Source organism: Bradyrhizobium sp. IC4059 (assembly GCF_020193615.1).
Taxonomy (GTDB): Bacteria; Pseudomonadota; Alphaproteobacteria; order Rhizobiales; family Xanthobacteraceae; genus Bradyrhizobium; species Bradyrhizobium yuanmingense.
Window position 1 is genome coordinate 20,037 of sequence record NZ_JADYVH010000015.1, and the last position, 19,171, is coordinate 39,207.

A 19,171-nucleotide genomic window follows, 5' to 3' on the forward strand; every position below is an offset into this window, starting at 1 on the left:
TCGCTTCCATTAGGGCGTAGCGACGAGCTGTCCGGAAACGGGGGTAAACCGGAAGCGCCCGACCGCAGGGCAAATCGGCGGCCTTTGACCCGAGGGGGACATCACCCATCCGGTACTCCGGCAATGTGCAATCCCTTGACCATACGTTTGGCCCCTGCAACGAACTTTGCATCGCCGCGCAATGGAATGTTTTTGAGTCGACGGATAGTAAACGTTGGATCAAGAGCAAGGCCCGTTTTCGCGGCCACTTGCGCTTCGTCTAGCCTCCCAAGAAGCGCGAGCGCAGCAGCGTTCCCAAAATGCAGGAGCGGATAGTTTCGGTTGGCCTCAATTCCTCGAGCAAACCAAGCGGCTGCTTCAGCGTCTGCTGCGATCTGCAGCTTGGCAAAGCCCGCCGTGTTCATCCACCGGAAAGCGAAGATATCGCGAGGGGACAGCCGCAGTGCTTCGTTGACATGGGAGTCAGTATCCGCGGCGCAGCCCATATAGTGTTTGGCGATGCCCATCAGTTCGTGAGCGTCAGCCAAATTGCGATCCAGGGCCAAGGCTCGCTCGCACTCAGCCACGCCTTGAGCAACTCTATTCGTATGGATTAGCAGCACGGCTAGGGTTAAATGAGCCCAGGCATGGTCCGGTGCAAGGCACAGGGCCTTAAGCACGATTGTTTCGGCCACTTTGAGGTGATCGTGGGGGTGGTCTGTTAAGAACAAAACTCCAAGTGCGGCCTCGACCGTCGCCGCCCAGCTCATGGCGTCGACATTTTTAGGGTCGATTGCCAGAGCCAATTCGAAGTAATCGCGAGCTTCTGTCAAGTATTCGGGTGTCAGCCCCTTGTTGAAGGAATGGCGGCCTTGGAAATAAAGATCCATGGCACCGGGATTCAGCGTTCTTGTTGCGCGCCGGGCCTCGGCAACAATGAGTTGGATATCTAACGTCCGAGCAATCCTGGCTACGATTTCGTCCTGCATATCGAGCAGATCGGCGATGGGCTTGTCGAAGCGATCGGCCCACAGATGATTGCCAGTCTTCGCATCGATCAATTGAACATTGACCCGGAGACGATTGTCACAACGCTGTACCGAACCTTCAAGCGCGTAGCGAACATTCAACTCCCGACCAATCTGCCGGGCATCGACCAATTTGCCTTTGTAAGTAAACGCGGTGTGCTGGCCGATAACAAATGAGCCACTGATGCGGGACAAGTCTGTGGTGAGGCTCCCGGTCACGCCATCTACAAAGTAGTCCTGCTCGGGATCGCCACTGAGGTTGGCGAGGGGCAACACAACGATGGACAGCGGAGGGGGCGAAGGTGCGCTTGAATACGCGCGCTGAGAGAGCGTCGCTGGGCTAGGTTTATCCAAAATCACGGAATAGACCCCAACCGGACGGCCGATGTTTTTGAGGTTCTGCTCGCCCAGATCGGCGAATCTGTCACCGAGCTTGCCCTGGACCTGATCGTAAACAGCCGAGGAAATGCAGATGCCGCCGGGTGCTGCGATGCTTTCAAGCCGTGCCGCGATATTGACGCCATCGCCAAAGATGTCGTGGGGTTCGACGATGACATCGCCAATGTTGATGCCCACTCGAAAAGCGAAACGCCTGTCATCCGGGTCGTCCGCGGTAAGTTTGCGGACGCGCGCTTGGAATTGCATCGCAGCCCGAACCGCTTCGACGGCACTCGGAAACTCTGCCAAGAACCCGTCGCCAGTGTTCTTCACGATGCGACCGCCATGTTCCGCGATTGCGGGCGTGACGCCGCTAGCGAGGAGCGCCATCAGCTTGGCGTGCGTAGCCTCTTCGTCCTCGTGCATAAGTCGCGAGTACCCGGACACGTCCGCCGCCAGTATGGCCGACAACCTGCGCTCGATTCGAACTGGCCGCTCTTGCACCATGATGGACAGATCCTGCCTGCCACATTTGTACGCTAGATTGCAGGCAGTACCAAACGCGCAACACCGAGAGGACGGCGACTTCAATTATCCGCCCGACCGAAACGACAGCTGCACTGACTGTGTTTGATCGGGAGGCCGGGAATGTTTTGCCTTACGCGAGTTGCCGAGTCGCTTCGAGGTCGTCATCAACATGAAAACCGATGCGGCACTTGGCATTAAGATTCCAGTTGCAGTGATGATTGTGGCAACCGACGTCGTCGAGTAACATCGACTTTTTGTGCGACGCATTGGTCCGCTGCGAAGTTGCGCCTCGGCGCTCGCAGTCCGCTCGTTGAGCCAGAGCGGACCAGATTTGCTCGATCTGAGTTCTTCGCGCTTTGACCCTAAGCAGACTTCAACCAGTCCCTTACAGTGGGATACGTCATCAGTGGCGACACTCTCTGCAGCCAATAGGATGGATGGGCAAAACCGAGAGTTGCCGACCGGCGGGAGAGGGAGATCTGAGATGCCCCTTGTCCCTGATCCTTCCGGCTGGTTCGAAGAGGCGAGTCTGAGGCTGTTCTGTTCGCAATGTTCAGGGGTGATGACCGGATCGTCTGCAGGAATGGTCTGCCCTGCGTGACCGCGCGGCGTCAGTCGGACCCGATGCAAATGACGTCGCCAGCACGTTTAGACGGCATCGGGGGGACCATCGAGCAGATCGCGAGCGAACAGTACGACGCAGGCAAGCTGATGCCAGTGATCCAGGGAGAGCAACTTACTGCCTCAGGCTGAGCGAATTAGCCCGCGGGGGCGTTCCCTTCATTGAAGTGTTCACTTTGTAACACAAGTGATGGACGCTGGGGGTCACACGGAATCAGAGTCCTCCGTGATGAACCCTCGATCCGAATCATACCGCTCGCTTGGCAAGCTCTGCCGCCACCAGGCAGCTATAACAACGACTCCGGCGGCTAAGCTGGAATTGTTGCAAATGGCTAGTGAGTACAAAGCTTTGGCGGATTGGTTGGATCGCCAGTCGCTTATAAGTTCAACTTCGGACCAAAACGCTTCCGGGTAGTTTCCCGCCTGTCACCTCCGGGGCTGGGGCCGCGGTGATCGCCGATCAGTCTTGGGGCATTTACCTGAAAGGGCGGCGGCCGGCGGCAGGTCGGACGTCACCTGGCGGTTACCGGAAACGCAGCTCATTCCAAGTTCATGCGCGATCAGCTCTACTGCCGGCCCGCAGTCTCCCGGCTTCACGAAAATCGGCAAGCTGGCAAAGCGGGAGGGAATAGAAGTTGAGTCGTAGCCGGTCAGCAAAGCAACAGGTTTGCCCGCCGCCAGGAGTTTCTCCAGCAGGGGAAAGACCATCTCCCCGGCGAGGTTGACGTCAAGTACAGCGCCGTCCGCTTCGGCAACATACGGCTCCGCGTCAGCGAGCGTGCCGAAGGGACCCAGCGCGTGCAAGCCCGTAGCTTCGATCACCCTGGCACAATCGTCAGCCAGGAAATATTCGTCTTCCACTACCAGAATGTTCTTCATCGGTGCCCTCCGCTATCACAAGATAACTGGCACGCGAGAACAATGTGCCATTTGCCGAAGGTCAGCCAGCCAGTCCGTTTCCTGATGCTCCGGCGATGCCGCTCACACGCCGTTTAGTGCATCGCGAAGAGACTTGAGGAGAAATTCGGGCCTCCACGACTTCCCGACGTTGACGGCGTCTCGCAGGATAGGATGGGCTTCGAAGTCGGCCGCAATGTATCCGCTGGCAAGAATGTAGGGCACGGACATCGCCTTTAGCGCTTGCGCGACCGGAGTGACCCATTCCCCTGCCAAATTGACGTCGAGGATGGCCGCGTCGGGACGGCTGGCGTTCAATAGCTCCAGTGCCCCGTCGACGTCGGAGGCCGGCCCGATCACGCGATAACCGGCAGTCGTCAGCTGAGTCTCGAGCTCCAACGCGATGAGGTACTCGTCTTCGACAACCAATATTCGGGGAGCGTCTTGCACAATGCGTCCCCGGGGTTCAAGCCTCCACAGGCGCGGTGATGTGAACTCGTAAACCGGCTGCCTCATACTTCAGTTCCACGGCGCCCCGTAAGCCTTGCACCGCACTAAGGTCAATCAACCTGGAGCCGAACCCGGAGCGGGTTGGCGGTGTCACTGGCGGGCCGTTTTCTTCTCGCCAGTCGATGTGAAGGAGGGATTTTCCGTTCTCTTCTGCGGTGCGCCAGCTCAAGTGGACGAGCCCGCCAGTGCGAGAGAGGGCCCCATACTTCCAGGCGTTGGTGACGAGTTCATGCAGAATGAGGCTCATCGGCACGATCTGGCGTTGCTTGAGAACCACTGGCGGCCCGGAAATGATGCGGCATCGTTCTGGACCGGCCGACTTCAATGCCTGCTCCACCAAGGCGTTCAAATCGGCTTCCGAGCTCCCCGCCAGTGCGAGGGTTTCGGCTTCGGCCACGGCCTGGAATCGGCCTAAGAAGGCCTCCCGGTAGTCTTTGGCCGATCGGCCTTCCACGTCGGTTTGATTGGCAAGAGAACGCACGATGCCGAGAAGATTCTTCATCCGGTGGCGCGTTTCCGCGAGGAGAATGTCTTTTTGGGCGTCGCCACGCCGCCGGTCGGTCACGTCCTCAAACAGGATCAGTACGCTGGTGCTATTGTTATCGGGGTGAACCAGCCGACGGGCGCTGACCAGCATTGTTCGCGGCCCGATGGTCGGAAAATTGGCTGCCACTTCGTAGCCGACGATAGCGGTAGACCGGGGAATGATCTCGCCGACGAGGCGCCTTAGTTCAGGTATGTCCCATTGACCGTTGCCGAGGTCGAACAGGCTGCGTCCCACCGTGTCGTCCCGTCCGACCCTGAAGGTTTCGTAAAACCCGCGATTGGTCGTCAGAACACACCCGCCCTGATCCAGCACCAGCAGGGGTTCCTCGAGGGTATCGACGATCCCTTGCGCCTGGACGTGTTCGCTGCGCAGAAGCCGGTACAAGTCTTCAAGATTCATCTGGCCGCTCACCTCTGCAGGTTCCCTACGGTAATACGGGGTGACCTCATTCACAAATGAAAATGGGTAAGTTAGTTTGGCGAAGTGCTATCGAAGCTTGCCCACTCCTTTCCTCCCAAGCTTTGGTGCGTTGAAATTCAGATGACGTCTCAGGTCGGGTGTCTTGGTTCAAGCTGGACAAAAAGTTTGGCTTCGTAGAACTGGCCCGCGCGTCTACGCGAGCAGGTCATTCGGAAGGCTCGCCAATGCGAGACAGGCTCGCACATGAGCGAGTGGCTACAATCGCCTGGACTAAAGCCGCCCGCCAGCAACGTCGCCCTAGGGCGCGTTGACCCTTCATGGCAGAGTCGTTCGGTCATGAGTTTACTATCGTCGAGATGACCTCGGATTCAAGGTCAGCGACGTAGATATGGTTTGCCCTTGCTAAGCCAAACCAGGCGGCCACGCTGGTCCTCGCAGCTGTGCCAGAAGGTTGGACAGCGCAAGTTCTACCTACTACTCTTTCTGAAAAACAGCAAAGAATCTGAAGAAGTCAAGCTCAAGCCAGGTGACGTTTGCAAACTTTCCTCGGACTGAGAATGCGTCCTCGGCGACCCTACTTTGTCGGAATGTCTTCCTCTGCCCCAGAGCTGTCCTGCCGTACAGTTCGGTGCTTCGACAGTTTTTGATCCGAACCGGAAGTCCCTGAGGAACAGCGCACTTGTGATCGCGAAGATCGGTAAGCTCGAAATAAACAATCTCTGATTTGCCCGTTCGGCTGGGGTTCAGATCAACCTTTTAAAGTCTCCGTCTAGGAACCGAAGGTTAGCTTCCCAAGAATTAACCTAAGCTAACTCGCCAGCCGGACATTCCTAACATACTTTGGACCTTCTCAATTTTCGTTGCCGCTTCCGCAACCCTTGCCGCCCCGTCACATTGAGGGACATGCGCTTAGGCGCACGGCTATCCAGTCCATAGCCCGAGCGGCCCCAGCCCTGGGTCCTTGATCCAGGCCTGGGGTCGTTCTTCTGCCGAACACCAGGCGATCTCCATCAAAGTGGAGACATGCGTGCGGCTGCTCACGTAGAGGTCTTCAGATCGAGCACGAGTTGGGAGCGAGCGGTCTGTGGCTACCTGGCCGCCATTTCTTTCCCGAGAACATCCCCTAGTGCATTCAACTTTGTGAGCCGTCCAAAAATGAAGGCCCGAACGTGGTAGGGAGCCCAGCTGGCGACAAGTCTTTCCAATGGCACGCAGGACGGAGGGGTAGGGGCAGAACACTCAGCGCATCTCGCTTGGTTACATGCCCTGGGCCCGTGTCTTGGACGAATAGGAACCCGGAAGTCGACAGGATCGTTGCAAACACCAGGATAGCTGCGATGACCAATTACTTGAAGCTGCCGACTTGGGCCGACAAAGAGAATATCTTCGCCGTCGTTGAAACTCCTCGCGGGAGTTGCTGCAAGTTGGAGTTTGATAAGAAGCTGCGGGTGTTTACGCTATCAAAGGCATTGATGGCTGGCTTAACATATCCTTACGACTGGGGATTTATCCCATCCACTCTAGCTGATGATGGCGACCCGTTGGACGTGTTGGTGATCCACGACGGCGCTACGTATCCCGGCACGGTCCTTAGGTGTAGGCCCATTGGCATTCTCAAGGTCCTTCAGGTGACCGAGCGCAAGAAAAAGAGGAACGACCGAGTTGTTGCGGTGCCGCGTCACTCTTTCTTTGCCGGTGATTTGCCGGACGTTCGTAACCTACCTGCGACTGCGATTAAGCAATTGGAAAAGTTCTTTGATGCTACCAACGCGCTCAAAGACAAAAAACTCGAGTTTCTCGGTTGGCGCGGGCCGGTCAGGGCCATGAAGCTCATAAATCGATGTCGGCTCTAGCCTCGGTACGTTCGGGACCGCCACTGTCGCATCGTCCGCTGAGCGGCAACAGGCGATGAATCTGCTGCAGGTTGAGGAACAACTGAGGCGAGCTCGATTCAGAATGGTGAACGCTCGTGACATTGAGGGCGGCAGAAGCCCGGTGCTCAGTCATATGCAGTAGGAGCTCCGAGGCAATCACCGTGCGAGAATGGCGGCTTCATTGCCTCAGCGCAGGCACTCGATGAGGCAGGCAAGTGTCGTGTGTGCTGGTCTAGCTTAGTCGACAGCAGCGCGCGTCGTTCTGCACACTGCGCAATGTAAGAGTTAGCAAATCAAACTGGCGGCCGCACCGAGCTCCAGGTTGAGGGGATCACGCTCGACTCGCAAGTTGAGATGCAGCAGGTTGAGAGCTACCCACCGCCGATTCCGATGGGTGCGCGTTCAACTTGGAAGAGATTGTAAATCTCTCCAAGCAACCACAGCTCTTCGGGTGAAAATATATTAGGTCCGAGCATCTCAAATCCATATGATTAGACTGATGCTGTCATTCAATCACACGGCCGCTGTGATTTATCTTTTGCATATCGCGAGGATTTTCGGGCCTTGCTCTCCTAAGCCCACCAGCACAAGTCAAGCCGAACCGTATTGTCCTGAGAGCAGAGCAGCTTGACCCGAGCGTTCTCCTAATCGAGCGCGACGCTTTCAATACGAATGGAGGGGGTGGGGTATCAAGGTCTAGCGTGCCGGTCGACCACCGGTGTGGGTGGTTCACACGCAAAAAAGTTCAGAATTAAAAACAAGAAGCCCACCTACCCGAAAGGCTAAGGTGAGCTTGCACTCCAGGGGTCTTGAGCGAACGATCGGACACAGTAGGCCGCTTTTGCGGAGAGCGCGCATCTTCCGTGCCGCGGCGAAAGCTAATAAAAGAAGCAATTTCAGTCCTCACGAAAGCGACAAGGTCCCCTCGCACGAACTGAACGACGCCGAGAGGTTCGCGCGAGGCCCGCCGACGACAGCTGGCGCGCCTGCAACGTCGCCTTGCAGCCCACCAAAATGCTAGTCAAGGCGTTGCCTTGCGAATTGAAGAGGTTCACCCCCGATCGCGATCGGTGGGTCGGCTTCCGCGGCCTGACGGTCGAACTTCGATGGCTTGAGGTGCATGCGGGCCAGCGTGCCCACCACTTCAAGTGGGCTGAGTTCTTACGTGCCAATGTCCATTAGGAGGTTTTTGCGGTCCGGATCCTCGCAGTTGAGGCCCTGAATGGAAGACCGCATCGCGGCAGCGAGTTCGCCGTTGGCGCCGCCGAACTGTTTGGGAAGCATGTTGCCGAAGCGGGGGTCCGGCTCATCGACGCGGACGGTGAATTTCAGCTTCTCGACATGGTGGTACATGGACGGCCTCATGCTTGATGAATAGCGATGTGGCCCGGGACCACGTCGAACGCGCCGTTTGTTCCTGTCGCGGTATGGATGCCGAGGGTGCATACAGTCGCCGCAGCCGCGCGTTTAGGAACGTAGCTCCGCACCCGATGTTCTTGCCTTCAGCAACCAGCGGAGGAACAGATGACACAAACGGCTCGCGACATATTCGTGGTCGGCTTGAGGAACGCGCACGCGATGGAGATCCAGGCGCGCGAACTGATGGAACGGCAATCCGAGCGCCTGGACGAGTACCCGGAGGTGAAGCAAAAGGTCGCCGCCCACCTTCAAGAGACAAACGAGCAGTTGAAGAGGCTGGAGCAATGTCTGGAAGCATGCGGTGAGAGCACCTCCACCCTCAAGGATACGGCGCAGTCGCTCGCGGCGAACACCATGGCGATGGCTCATTCGATGGCAGGTGATGAGATCCTGAAGAATACCTTCGCCAACAACGCTTTCGAGCATTTCGAGATCGCCGCCTACAAGTCGCTGCTGACCCTTTGCCCGGCGGCCGGCATGGACTCCGCCCGCGCTCCGCTCGAGGCCTCCTTGAACGAGGAGGAGCGTATGGCCGCCTGGATCGACGCCAATGTGGCGAAGGTCACGATGGATTACGTCGCGCACGAACAGGCGGCGTAAGAAGCGTCGGGAAGGACCTTGGTTACGGGCGGCGCGTTGCGAGGTACTTACCTTCCGATGCGTGAGCCATGTTGAAGCGTTGGATTAGCGGCGCGTCGCGTCAACGCGAGGCGGAGGTTTCTGGTCAAAGATCCGGCCGATTAAACCGGATGGCGTGCACCCATTGCCCGCAACACTGCACCGGGGACGGAGGTGGTCGCCCGCGCCCTGACTTGGGGGCCAACGAGAAGTTCCTTGTGCCGCCGGCACCCGTCGCTTGGCTTGCGTCGCCTGGACGCAAAGAGACCCTACAGCGCGCCGGCAGTCATGCTCTGCTCGTCACGGTCGCTGCCTCGTTGCTGCCCATGCCCAGAAACGGCTGTTCGAACAAACCCGGCCCGACCGCAGGACGGTGATTGGCCACCTCCATGGCGTTCCATTCTCCGGAAAACGGGAGGGCGCGTTCCCTTCGGGCCGCGCGGCGCACATGGGAGCCGGCGGCCTTCGCCCCTGAAGGTCAGCGGTTTTGGCAATGTGACGGTGATGCCTGCCTCCTCGCAGCACGAATCTCTTCGCCATCGTGGTAGCTGCCTGCACGCGCGCTTCAGCGGCCCGTAACCAGCAATCCAGTAGGCCGCCAACGGACCTTCTATTAGGTGTCGCTGATCGTGAAAGCCGGAAACATCGTGCCCCCATGCATGTGAAGGCGGCAAACGGACCCCATGACTTGACAAATGTTCTCTCCATCCATAAACCATCTATATGGATGGTGATTGGATGGACTTTGCCCATGACAGACAACGTTCGCGAACTCCGGCCGAAGCCTTCGGACAGCGAAAAAATCACCATCAATCTTGGCTATGTCGATCTTGGTCAGGTCGACCTGATGGTGCAGGAGGGTTTCTATTCGAACCGCACCGATTTCATCCGCACGGCAATCCGCAACCAGTTGGAGCGGCATGCCGAGATCCTGAAGAAGTCCGCCACCCGAAAAAGTTTGGATCTGGGTTTGAGGCACTTCAGCCGCGAAGATCTCGAAGCGGCGCGGCAAGCCCGCGAAATGCTCCACATCAACGTCTTGGGCCTTGCTAGCATCGCTCAAGATGTCACGCCCGAGCTTGCTCGCGCCGCGATTGCGTCGGTCTACGTCCTGGGCGCTTTGCAGGCCAGTCCGGCGGTCAAGGCCGCCCTCGCCGATAGAACGCGGTGAACACGATGCTGAGACAGGACATGATTGGAGAAGCCACGCGCCTGACGCGCGCTGGTCGGCTCGTCGAGGCTACCGCACTGCTGCAACGCATGCTGCGCGGCGGAGGTGCGCCAGGCCCGAATTCGCGCAATGCCCAGCCCACCCTTGAAGAGCCGACAATCATCGACGGGCAGGCCAATGTTATCGAGGAGAACAACGGCCCGGACGTGACGCCGGCGCAAGCCCACATGCTCCGCGAGTTGCTTGACCGCGCAACGCAGCGCGGTGGGTTTGCATTGCGGGGTGTAACTGCGCGCAAGCCGCCCTCGCCGGCAGATGTCGTGCCTGACGGCACACGATTCATCGAAGGTAGCTACAGCAATCCAGCGGGAAGTCGTGCCTACAAGCTCTTCATCCCGAGCCGCCATAAGGACCAACCCCTTCCCTTGATCGTGATGCTGCACGGCTGCACCCAATCCCCGGACGATTTCGCCGCTGGTACGAGGATGAACTTCATCGCTGAGCAAAAATCCTGCTTTGTGGTCTATCCCGCGCAGCGCAGCGAGGCAAACCGCGCGAAATGCTGGAATTGGTTTCGCGCAGCCGACCAGCAGCGGGGCAGGGGTGAACCCTCGATCATTGCGGGGATCACTCGTCAGGTCATGCGCGATTTTCCGGTTGATAAGGATCGTGTCTATGTCGGTGGACTATCGGCCGGAGCTGCCGCTGCTGCCGTCATGGGTAACACCTATAAAGATCTGTACGCAGCAATTGGCGTACATTCTGGACTTGCTTGCGGCGCCGCCACTGACCTTCCTTCTGCGTTGGTCGCCATGCGACAAGGCGGGGGATCCAATCGCTGGGCTGTTGTTGGTGACGGGCCGCCTGTCCCGACCATTGTTTTTCACGGCGATCACGACACAATCGTTCATCCCAACAACGGTGATCAAATTCTTGAGCAGTCTGTACGAGCCATGCGGCTGCAAAAGAAAATTGACCGCGGCCAGGTACCTGGAGGCCATGCCTACACCTGCACGATCCTCAGCGACGCGAGCGGGCGCGGAATATTGGAGCATTGGAATATCCACGGCGCAGGACACTCATGGTCCGGAGGCAGCCCTGCTGGCTCCTACACTGATCCGAAAGGACCGGACGCAACGACGGAAATGATGCGTTTTTTCCTCGGGCATTCGCTCGCGCAGCGATCAGGGTAGCGGCCGTCCGCTCATGGCCCGATGGCGAAGTTCGGTTTGGCTCAGATATGGTCTTTTGATCGGGGCACACCGGAAGTGACACGGCGCCGTTCAAACCGGCGCTTTTGACCCGTTGCGGAAGTCACGCCTAGCTAGCCTTCTTCCGCTGGGTGACTAGGTATCGCGGCAGCCGCTGCATGCCGAGACCGGCAAGAACGGGGAGCGCCACGAACTCCGGCAGCAGACAAAGTGCGCAGAGCCACGGGTTCACTTGCTTGCGCGGTCGGACCGTCAGGCCACTGACGATGAGCGGTGCTGAAGCAATTTGATCGTCGGTGAGCGACTTCGGTACGTCTCGTACCAGGGCTGAGCATAACTTCAACTTACCACGGGCCTTTCAGCGGTTCACGACTTCACGATCCAATGCTCGGATGGCCTTCAGGGACGATTAACCAAAATGCTGACGGTGACTGCTGTTGGCCCGAATGCGAAGTCTAAGCGGGCAGCCAAATAGTTTGCTTGTCGGGTGTGACCGGAAACGGCGATACGCCCGCGAGCAATAGCGTCTGAGCTCACGGCCGGTTGCTTAAGGGCGTCCGACGAGCAATGGCAGCACGTCTGCACCGCCATGAGCCGATTCGATGGCTCGAAATGTTCCCGCATTTCTCGCTTCCGGACGAGTGAACGCTCATCGAGAAATGCGGTCCGCAAGTTCGACGCCGCAGACCGGGAAAGGGGTCATGGCGCGCCTCGCACGTTGCGAAAGCCCCGAAGCCAACCAGCGAACTCCCCGATTCGGAAGAATTTCTTGGATGAACCAAGCGTTTGCCGATCGATAGCAGCAGAGCCTCGGTCCCAGCTCGTTTTTCGATCCTGAAAAACCTCCAGGCTGGGACCGATGTGGTCTACAGCGGCGAAAGCCGTTCCATCAATACCAGCCCATCTTGAAACAGAGGCCACACCAACCAGCGAGCGCGATTATAGCGGCGATGTTGATGTACTTCTGCACGGTCTGCATCACTTGTCGTAGTCAAAGGCTCGGCCACACGAGCTTTCTAAGCCGACCAACGATCTTGCTCTTCCTGATAGGCTTGCTCGTTGAGCCGCTCAGCGATCTCCCCCGCAAGCTGTTCCGTCTCGGCAGAGGCGACCGGCTCGCCTTTTTGGTTCTTGAGCTTTTCCCTGTGCACTTCGATTGGGAAATCGTCCGGTGTCAGTGGGGGATCTTTGTTCATGGCGACCTCAGGGGGTTGTTTGGTGCTGTAACCCAGCCGATCGTTGATAGTTGCTCGCGAGCGGCGCCTGGAAGATCGGCGGCGAAATCCTCAATGAGCCGCCGCGCCTCTTCGAGCCGGGACGGTCTTGGCTCTCTTACCTCGCTCTGCTTCACGGCCTCGACAATGGTCCGACTGAGCACCCCTTTGATTCAATCAAGGACAGTCCCTAGCAGTTCGCCTGCGTCGTCCGAATCCGTGAGCGCCCAACAGCCCTTGCGCGCGAGCTACGGCTGGCTCCAACACCGATGTCGCGAAGCGAGGCAGGGCGTCACCCTAGAGCCCGACGCGCGGAGGGCAGGCTTTCGCCGCGACCAAGGTGAGCAATCTTCACGCCCCCGCCTTTCGGATAGACTTGTGGTCACGTCACCGGTCGTGCTGTTTCCTTCACCGCCTGGGCTGTTGTCGCCATGCCGGCGGCATAGGCGGCTCCTGCGCCGAGGAGAAGCGAACAGAAACTTGCAAACATCACATACGCGAAGTGTTTGCGAGCTGCATCGATCTGGGCCGCCGTCGCAGGTCGGCCCGTTGCACCGACAGTGTCCCGTCCCGTGTTGTTGGACCAATAGGCGACGCGCGCGCTGGCTGTATATGACGGACCGACCAGGTTGCTAGCGATGCTGGTCGCGGACGCCGGCATCATCGCTGCCGCACCAACCACGACGACGGTCGCGACCGCCCAAGCGGCAAGTGCGTGGCCGACGCGGCCGAGCCCGGTCTGGTCCGGCGAATTGGCTGCGGCAACCGCACCGCCAAGAAACGCGGCGATGATTCCCGACACTGCCCACCACACGAAAGCGGCCCAGCTGGCGCCAGCAGGCGCCGACGAGGCCGTGGGAATGTCGATGGCGAGCAGACCGACGCCCAGACCGAGCATCGTCAGCAAGATCTGGACGACCAATGACGTAAATACTCCGGCCAGTACGGCCGACCAGGTCCAACCAAAAAAGGGGTTGGCTATTGTACGTGCGGCCATAGCGAGTTCCTCCACGAACTTTGTTTCGTGTTCCAACGCTCCCTCGGATTTTCCGTTCCTGGGACAGGAACTCCGGAGGCATTCGCGTTTTGGTTCGCACAAGGTAGAAGAAGGCCGGATACCATGACACTTGGTAGAGGTGCCCTATTGTGGCTGTTCGGTATTCCCCTCCCTGTCATCCTGCTGCTTGCGCTGTTCTGGCGTTAGCTTGCGGATCGGAGAGAAGGGCGCAGCCTTAGCTGAGCCAGCGAACGTGCATACAGTGCGTCCGCTCCTTGGCCGTCGCGTCCTCATTCGACGCCGGCTTGCGCAGTCCCGTCACAGTCAAGACGCCGGCCACCTCCGGCCTTTCCCAGCTCATTATTGCCTGCGCTGATATCTTTGCAGGGTCTTTGATCCCGCTTTTGAGCGATTTTGATGATTGTCTTCGCCACCAATTCCGTGAGCGGATCGTCGCGATCCTTCACACAAAGGGTGCGCAACGTTTACTTGTATCTTTGTAATACAGGCAATCTGCTTGGCGCCATACTGTCGGTTTGCAAATGCAAGCAGATGGTCATGTCTCGCCCTCCAGCACTCCTATGAGGTCGCGCAATACCATGGAACCGGAGCTTAGCGGGAACTGGCCGTCATTCGTTCTCCTAACACCGTGACCCCCGCGCGGCAGGTCAAGGTATTTGGTCCTATGAGAACAGAACAAGTCCGAAAAAGCCTAATCCACTTTTAGAAATCAGTGGGAGCTTCCAACCATGCAGGACCATCAACTGGCGTGCTGGCACATTGCCCCGGGCTGCCGAAATGAGCCAAGGACTTATCTGCGCGACTGAGCCAAGCTGTCTTGCAACGCCTTCTTGTCAAGCGGCACGCGATACAGCGTGACGCTGACGACACCTCCCGCCTCCTCAACAATTGCGTATTCCGCATGAGCGAGGATAGTTGGACGTGCCGCTGCAACATACTCCTTGAAGGGCATGCCAACGCTGCCCACGTTCAGTACAAGGCTACCTCGATGCTGTCGCAGCATCTGTAGATGGGTGTGGCCGCCAGCCATTACTGGCGCCTGTCGCTCTTCAAAAAGCGTGTCCAATTGCTCGGAAGGGGTAGTCGCAAGAATGTCCTCAACGTTAGAGCGGGGTGAGCCATGGTAGAGCAGCATCGAACCCAAACCGAGCGGAAGCTCGGCAGTGGGCTTGAACGATGCGAAATAATCAAAACTGTCCCTCGTCAGCTGTTCCCTGCACCAGTTGATGGCATCGATGACGGGCACAGCTTGGGTATATGCCCTCATTAGCTTGGGCTCCAACAGGAGGGCGTCATGTTTGCCCATGATGCATAGGCAATTCGACTCGACGCGGAGCTCAACAGCTCTTTGGGGGGATGGTCCAAACGTGGCTACGTCGCCCAGGCAAACAATATGATCGACGCCGTGCCTCCTTATATCGGCAAGCACCGCGCGAAGAGCCACGTCGTTACCGTGAATATCAGAGAGTAGAGCGACCGGCATTATGTCCTTGGCAGCCAAGGGGACGGTTTGGAGAGGCTTGGTAAGTATATCAACCAGTGCGGGAAGCTCAAAATCGCCACAGCTTCCAGACGGGCAATAGGAACCAAGACGACCGGTACGCAATTGGGATGCAATTCTCCATGCAGGCGCTTCCCGATGCTGTAAGCGTCGATTCCTGGAGCGCGTTCATGAACCTATCAAAGAACTCCAAGGGAGGCGCCAATGTCTGACGTCGTAGCAACGTCGCCCATGCAGTATCTTGACAGAGCGACCCGAGCTTTGCAGGGAATCGGTATTGCCCCGCCCCAGGCCATGGAGGCTCCAATTGCCGGGTTGCTGGAGAAAATCACCGCTCTCGATGAAGATCGAATCGTCATCATCGCTCGCACTCTCGGCCAGACCAGCGTCTTCAACGAGGTCGTCCGCGAGCAAGTTCAGGCGATGGAGATCGGCGAACGTTACCGTCAGATCACCGAATCCTTCAACTCCATTCGCGACGACACCAAGAAAATGGTCGACCAGCTGGAAGACCAGAAGATCGATCTTTTCGAGCGCATCAACAACGTTTGGATGAAGCTGTCTCGCGGTGATGTCGCCGACCGCTTTGATGAGATCAGGCAGGTTTATCTTGACGTCACACGCTCAACGAAGGACCAGATCCAGCGTGAGCAGGTCATCCTCGACGCTTATCGCGACTTCCGCGGCGCGCTCAAGCACGCTGAGGTCATGGCGCTTGAGGTGCTCAGGATCGCCGAGCAAAGGCTGGAAGGCGCCCAGGCCCAGTTGCAGAAGGCGTCTGATGCAGTGGCCAACTTTACAGGACAGGAGGTATCCGAACGTGCACGGCTCGAGCTCGCCCGTGACGAGCAACTCCGGCGCACCCAGGACGAGGAGAAACGTTACCAGATCGCCAAGGACCTCTCGGACAACCTGACGATTGGCTACAACACGTCTGAGGTCGTCATGGCGCGGCTCATGCAGATGACCAACGCCAAGGAGCGCGTCTACGCCCAAGCGGTGACCTTCTTCTCGACTAACGATTCCGTCTTCACGGCTCTGAAAGCCTCTTTCACGGGCATGTTCGGCCTCAATGAGTCGACACAGACCCTGAATGAAATGAAAGAGGGCGTGTCCCGCAGCCTCGAAGTGCTCGCCGAAATTGGCGATCAGGTCGGAGAAGCCGCCGTGAGAGCGGGCTACGGACCGACGATCCGTGCCGATGCGGTCAAGAAGCTCGTAGAGTCCGTGATCACGTTCCAGGAGCGCTCCCAGGAGATCATTGGAGAAATGCGACAACTTGCGACACGGAACTCGGCCGAAATCCGTGACGCCGTCGAAGAAGGCAAGCGCCGCATCGCACGTCTCGTAGCGGAAGGACAGGCATTGCCGGCCAATGGCTGATCAAGCTGCATCGATCGGGCAGGAGGCCTTGAAGGCTCCGTCGAGTCTCAATGACGTCATGCTCGCGATGGACGTCGTCGATACGCTGCGCCACCAGGAGAATCTCGTCAGTCGAGAGCTGGGCGAAGAGCAGCGGGACGCCCATCTCATGAAGCGATTGCGCGAGATCTATCATGGGCAGGGCATCGAAGTGCCTGACCGGATCCTGGTCGAGGGGGTGCAGGCCCTCAAGGAACAGCGCTTCGTCTACACTCCGCCTCCTGCCAGCTTCGCCCGCACGATCGCGCACGCCTGGGTCAATCGTGGTCGCATCGGGCGCCGTATACTGTCTTTGGTGGCGCTGCTGGCGGTCGGTTGGGGCGCCTACCATTTCGGCGTAGTCGAGCCGGCACAACGACGGGCAGCGCAGGAGCAGGCCGAGGCGGAGCGTACCAGGATCGATCTGGTCGAGAGGCTCCCGGCCGCCCTGGAGCAGAAGCATGAGGATGTGCTGCGGGAAGCGAAGGTGGCAGCGGCGCGGGAGAGGGCCGACGGGCTTCTTGCGGATGGAAAAGCCGCCATCGCCCGCGGCGATGCCGACGGAGCACGGAAGGCTGTGAACGATCTCGACATACTGCGCACGGAGCTGCGCCGGGAATATGTCCTGCGTATCGTCTCGCGACCAGGCGATGCGACGGGCGTCTGGCGCGTACCGCAACGCAATCCGGCCAGCCGCAACTATTATTTGATCGTTGAACCGGTCACGCCTGACGGGCGCGTTCTAAAGCTACCGGTGACGAGCGAAGAGGACGGCCGCACCGTCGAGGTCTCAAAGTGGGGCGTGCGTGTGAGCGAGGCAACGGCCATGCAGGTGCAGCGAGACAAGAACGACGACGGAATCGTGCAGCAGAATAATCTCGGCGAGAAGCGGCGCGGCCAGCTAGACGTGGAATACAAGTTGCCGGTTCTCGGCGGGGCAATCACGCAATGGTAAGGCCATGATATCCGGAAGGCAGGCGCTTGCCGAGATCGAACAGTTCATCCAGAAGGCTCGCCAGCAGGAGGCGCAAGTCGAGCGGGCCTATGCGAGGGCGACTGAGGAGGTGGGTCGCCTCCGCCTCCAGCTCACGGAAGCGTTCCGCGAACTCGCACGTCTAAAGCTCGACGCAATCAGGCAGAACCAAGTCGTCGGCGAGCTGGATGTAGCGGAGCGTCAGGCCATCAGCCTGCTCGAGAGCCGTCAGCAAGCCTTGCAGCGATTGACCGAGCGACGGCACGAAGCCGAGCAACGGGTGCGGCAAGCGGAGGCCGAGCGGCAGGCTGCCTTGGATGATCTGCAGCGGGCCTTGGCCAACGCGGAAACGATTCGTAAGAGCGTCGAAGCCAAGATCAGCCTCAACCCCGAATGGATTTCTGTGCGGGCGCGAGTTGACGAGATCACCGGACAAGCCCAGCAAGCCGAGAAGAAGGCCATACAGGCGGAAGCCGACCGGGAGGAAAAGCGCCGTCCTTGCGAAGCCGATCGGCTGTTCATGTACCTGTGGAGCCGGAAGTTCGGAACCGCCGCCTACCGGGCAAACCCGTTCACCCGCTACATGGATCGCCTGGTGGCCAGCGTAGTCCGGTATGACAAGGCGCGGGTCAACTACTCTCTTCTCAACGAAATCCCCGAGCGCCTACGCGACCACTCCAGGAGGATTATCGAGAAGCTGCAAGAGGAACGATCCAACCTGAAGGCCTTGGAGCGCAAGGCGCTCGTGGACGCTGGCTCCGAGGCTGCTGAAGCTGAAGTCGCCAAGGCGCGGGATGCGGTAACACACCGCGAGCGCCAGCTTGAACAGGCGCGCGAGGCCCTGGCTGCTCAAGACCGCACCTATGACGCATCGATCCTCGAGGGGGACGCTCCCTACCGTGATGCGGTCGAGCTGCTGGCAGTCGCCGACCAGCGCGAAGATCTGCACGAACTCTACGAGGAGGCCACTCGCACGCCGACGCCCAAGGACGAGGAGATTGTCAGGCGGATTCAGTCTACGGACGCAGCAATGAACCTGGCGCTACGACAGGCAGTAGAGACCCATAAGAGGCTCAAGGAGCTTGCTCAGCGCCGCGCGACCGTCGAACACGAATGGGCGCAACTCCGGCATCAAGGCTACGACACGCCTTACGGCACTTTCGGCAACGAGGCATCACTCGGAAACGTCCTTGGAGGTATTTTGACCGGCGCTGTTGGAGGTGCGATACTGGGGCAGGTTCTACGTGATGGCTTCCACCATGGGCCCAGCCCATGGGACTCGGGCTTTGGCGGAGGGCTGCCGATCCCGCCGCCGGATGGTTTCGGGACTGGAGGATCCTTTGGGGGCGGAGACTTCAGGACGGGTGGATCATTCTGATTTCACCATGCAGGCTAGTATCCCGTATCGCTGGCATGGAGCCGCTACGTGGAACCGATGTGAGCGTTGCAGTAGGTCGCCGCCGAGACGCCAGTAGACTGCAGAATGCGCATCTTGTCTCTCTAAGCGGAGCCCGACCGGGCATGGCCGGCGAGAAACCAGTCCGCATGGACCCTTTCCCGGGCACTTCAATGCTGGCGAGCGAAGCGCGCTTAAACACCTCTAGGAGGATGGCCGACAGACTCCCCGGATTGCCCCCCATTTGATTTCCGCTTCTGGCCCATAGGCGACCTTCAACCATGTCTGCTGTTTGTGCCGCTGTTGAGTGATGAGCGGACATCTGGAGCGTCCGAACTAAGCGCGGTGAATGCGCCCCAGATCGGCGATCCTCTGGAAGGTTCGCTTTTTGGGGTGGGCGGTACAGCACGACAAAATTAGTTACTTTTTCGCGACCGGACGTAAACGCAAACCAGATCACAGCTCAA

General features: G+C 58.8%; 14 protein-coding genes and 1 pseudogene. 7 read left to right on the top strand and 8 right to left on the bottom strand.

Annotated features, from left to right (window positions below):
• Positions 1–101: 101 nt before the first annotated feature.
• The 4 genes from I6F12_RS32930 to I6F12_RS32945 all read right to left on the bottom strand — a co-directional run bounded on the left by I6F12_RS32930 (position 102) and on the right by I6F12_RS32945 (position 4,887).
• The gene (locus I6F12_RS32930; protein ID WP_225158138.1) at positions 102–1,892 is read right to left on the bottom strand and encodes an adenylate/guanylate cyclase domain-containing protein; all 1,791 of its coding nucleotides are present in this window, start codon (positions 1,890–1,892) and stop codon (positions 102–104) included.
• Between the two features lie 1,068 nt (positions 1,893–2,960).
• Positions 2,961–3,413, bottom strand: a complete 453-nt coding sequence (locus I6F12_RS32935) for a response regulator (RefSeq protein ID WP_225158139.1) — start codon at positions 3,411–3,413, stop codon at positions 2,961–2,963.
• Positions 3,414–3,515: 102 nt separating this feature from the next.
• Positions 3,516–3,881, bottom strand: a complete 366-nt coding sequence (locus I6F12_RS32940; RefSeq protein WP_225158140.1) for a response regulator — start codon at positions 3,879–3,881, stop codon at positions 3,516–3,518.
• 16 nt (positions 3,882–3,897) lie between these two features.
• Complete coding sequence (locus I6F12_RS32945) at positions 3,898–4,887, bottom strand: HWE histidine kinase domain-containing protein (protein ID WP_225158141.1); 990 nt, start codon at positions 4,885–4,887, stop codon at positions 3,898–3,900.
• Positions 4,888–6,245: 1,358 nt separating this feature from the next.
• Between I6F12_RS32945 and I6F12_RS32950 the strand changes: the two genes are divergently transcribed.
• Positions 6,246–6,761: an inorganic diphosphatase gene (locus tag I6F12_RS32950; RefSeq protein WP_225158142.1), complete on the top strand. Its 516-nt coding sequence runs from the start codon at positions 6,246–6,248 to the stop codon at positions 6,759–6,761.
• Between the two features lie 1,037 nt (positions 6,762–7,798).
• Here the strand turns inward: I6F12_RS32950 and I6F12_RS32955 are convergent.
• Positions 7,799–8,135: pseudogene (locus tag I6F12_RS32955) on the bottom strand (manganese catalase family protein); the annotation flags it as partial.
• 171 nt (positions 8,136–8,306) lie between these two features.
• On the opposite strand from I6F12_RS32955, the gene I6F12_RS32960 reads away from it, so the two are divergent.
• From I6F12_RS32960 to I6F12_RS32970, 3 genes are all read left to right on the top strand, one after another.
• Positions 8,307–8,801, top strand: coding sequence for a ferritin-like domain-containing protein (locus tag I6F12_RS32960; RefSeq protein ID WP_225158143.1), 495 nt, complete (start codon positions 8,307–8,309; stop codon positions 8,799–8,801).
• A 769-nt stretch (positions 8,802–9,570) separates the two neighbouring features.
• Positions 9,571–9,990, top strand: coding sequence for a CopG family transcriptional regulator (locus I6F12_RS32965; protein WP_225158144.1), 420 nt, complete (start codon positions 9,571–9,573; stop codon positions 9,988–9,990).
• A 5-nt stretch (positions 9,991–9,995) separates the two neighbouring features.
• Positions 9,996–11,183, top strand: a complete 1,188-nt coding sequence (locus tag I6F12_RS32970; protein ID WP_225158202.1) for a PHB depolymerase family esterase — start codon at positions 9,996–9,998, stop codon at positions 11,181–11,183.
• 1,034 nt (positions 11,184–12,217) lie between these two features.
• Here the strand turns inward: I6F12_RS32970 and I6F12_RS32975 are convergent.
• The 3 genes from I6F12_RS32975 to I6F12_RS32985 all read right to left on the bottom strand — a co-directional run bounded on the left by I6F12_RS32975 (position 12,218) and on the right by I6F12_RS32985 (position 14,916).
• A complete protein-coding gene (locus tag I6F12_RS32975) occupies positions 12,218–12,397 on the bottom strand; it encodes a hypothetical protein (protein ID WP_036031726.1) in 180 nt (59 codons plus the stop codon).
• Between the two features lie 400 nt (positions 12,398–12,797).
• Positions 12,798–13,412: a hypothetical protein gene (locus tag I6F12_RS32980; protein WP_157786082.1), complete on the bottom strand. Its 615-nt coding sequence runs from the start codon at positions 13,410–13,412 to the stop codon at positions 12,798–12,800.
• 811 nt (positions 13,413–14,223) lie between these two features.
• On the bottom strand, positions 14,224–14,916 hold the full coding sequence (locus I6F12_RS32985; protein WP_225158203.1) for a metallophosphoesterase family protein: 693 nt from the start codon (positions 14,914–14,916) through the stop codon (positions 14,224–14,226).
• Positions 14,917–15,138: 222 nt separating this feature from the next.
• Here I6F12_RS32985 and I6F12_RS32990 point away from each other — a divergent pair, with 222 nt between their 5' ends.
• From I6F12_RS32990 to I6F12_RS33000, 3 genes are read left to right on the top strand one after another with little or no spacing between them, the layout of a single operon-like run.
• Positions 15,139–16,317, top strand: a complete 1,179-nt coding sequence (locus I6F12_RS32990; protein WP_225158145.1) for a cell surface protein — start codon at positions 15,139–15,141, stop codon at positions 16,315–16,317.
• Positions 16,310–17,290 carry a DUF6384 family protein gene (locus tag I6F12_RS32995; protein ID WP_225158146.1) on the top strand — a complete coding sequence of 327 codons (981 nt, stop codon included), beginning with the start codon at positions 16,310–16,312 and terminating at the stop codon, positions 17,288–17,290. Before I6F12_RS32990 ends, I6F12_RS32995 begins: the two co-directional genes overlap by 8 nt.
• A 4-nt stretch (positions 17,291–17,294) precedes the next feature.
• Positions 17,295–18,686, top strand: a complete 1,392-nt coding sequence (locus I6F12_RS33000; protein ID WP_225158147.1) for a hypothetical protein — start codon at positions 17,295–17,297, stop codon at positions 18,684–18,686.
• The last annotated feature ends 485 nt before the right edge of the window (positions 18,687–19,171 follow it).

Bases quoted from the DNA above. Each gene is read 5' to 3' on its own strand.
- I6F12_RS32930 (WP_225158138.1), bottom strand. From the start codon at position 1,892: ATGGTGCAAGAGCGGCCAGTTCGAATCGAGCGCAGGTTGTCGGCCATA.
- I6F12_RS32935 (WP_225158139.1), bottom strand. From the start codon at position 3,413: ATGAAGAACATTCTGGTAGTGGAAGACGAATATTTCCTGGCTGACGAT.
- I6F12_RS32945 (WP_225158141.1), bottom strand. From the start codon at position 4,887: ATGAATCTTGAAGACTTGTACCGGCTTCTGCGCAGCGAACACGTCCAG.
- I6F12_RS32950 (WP_225158142.1), top strand. From the start codon at position 6,246: ATGACCAATTACTTGAAGCTGCCGACTTGGGCCGACAAAGAGAATATC.
- I6F12_RS32960 (WP_225158143.1), top strand. From the start codon at position 8,307: ATGACACAAACGGCTCGCGACATATTCGTGGTCGGCTTGAGGAACGCG.
- I6F12_RS32965 (WP_225158144.1), top strand. From the start codon at position 9,571: ATGACAGACAACGTTCGCGAACTCCGGCCGAAGCCTTCGGACAGCGAA.
- I6F12_RS32970 (WP_225158202.1), top strand. From the start codon at position 9,996: ATGCTGAGACAGGACATGATTGGAGAAGCCACGCGCCTGACGCGCGCT.
- I6F12_RS32975 (WP_036031726.1), bottom strand. From the start codon at position 12,397: ATGAACAAAGATCCCCCACTGACACCGGACGATTTCCCAATCGAAGTG.
- I6F12_RS32980 (WP_157786082.1), bottom strand. From the start codon at position 13,412: ATGGCCGCACGTACAATAGCCAACCCCTTTTTTGGTTGGACCTGGTCG.
- I6F12_RS32985 (WP_225158203.1), bottom strand. From the start codon at position 14,916: ATGCCGGTCGCTCTACTCTCTGATATTCACGGTAACGACGTGGCTCTT.
- I6F12_RS32990 (WP_225158145.1), top strand. From the start codon at position 15,139: ATGTCTGACGTCGTAGCAACGTCGCCCATGCAGTATCTTGACAGAGCG.
- I6F12_RS32995 (WP_225158146.1), top strand. From the start codon at position 16,310: ATGGCTGATCAAGCTGCATCGATCGGGCAGGAGGCCTTGAAGGCTCCG.
- I6F12_RS33000 (WP_225158147.1), top strand. From the start codon at position 17,295: ATGATATCCGGAAGGCAGGCGCTTGCCGAGATCGAACAGTTCATCCAG.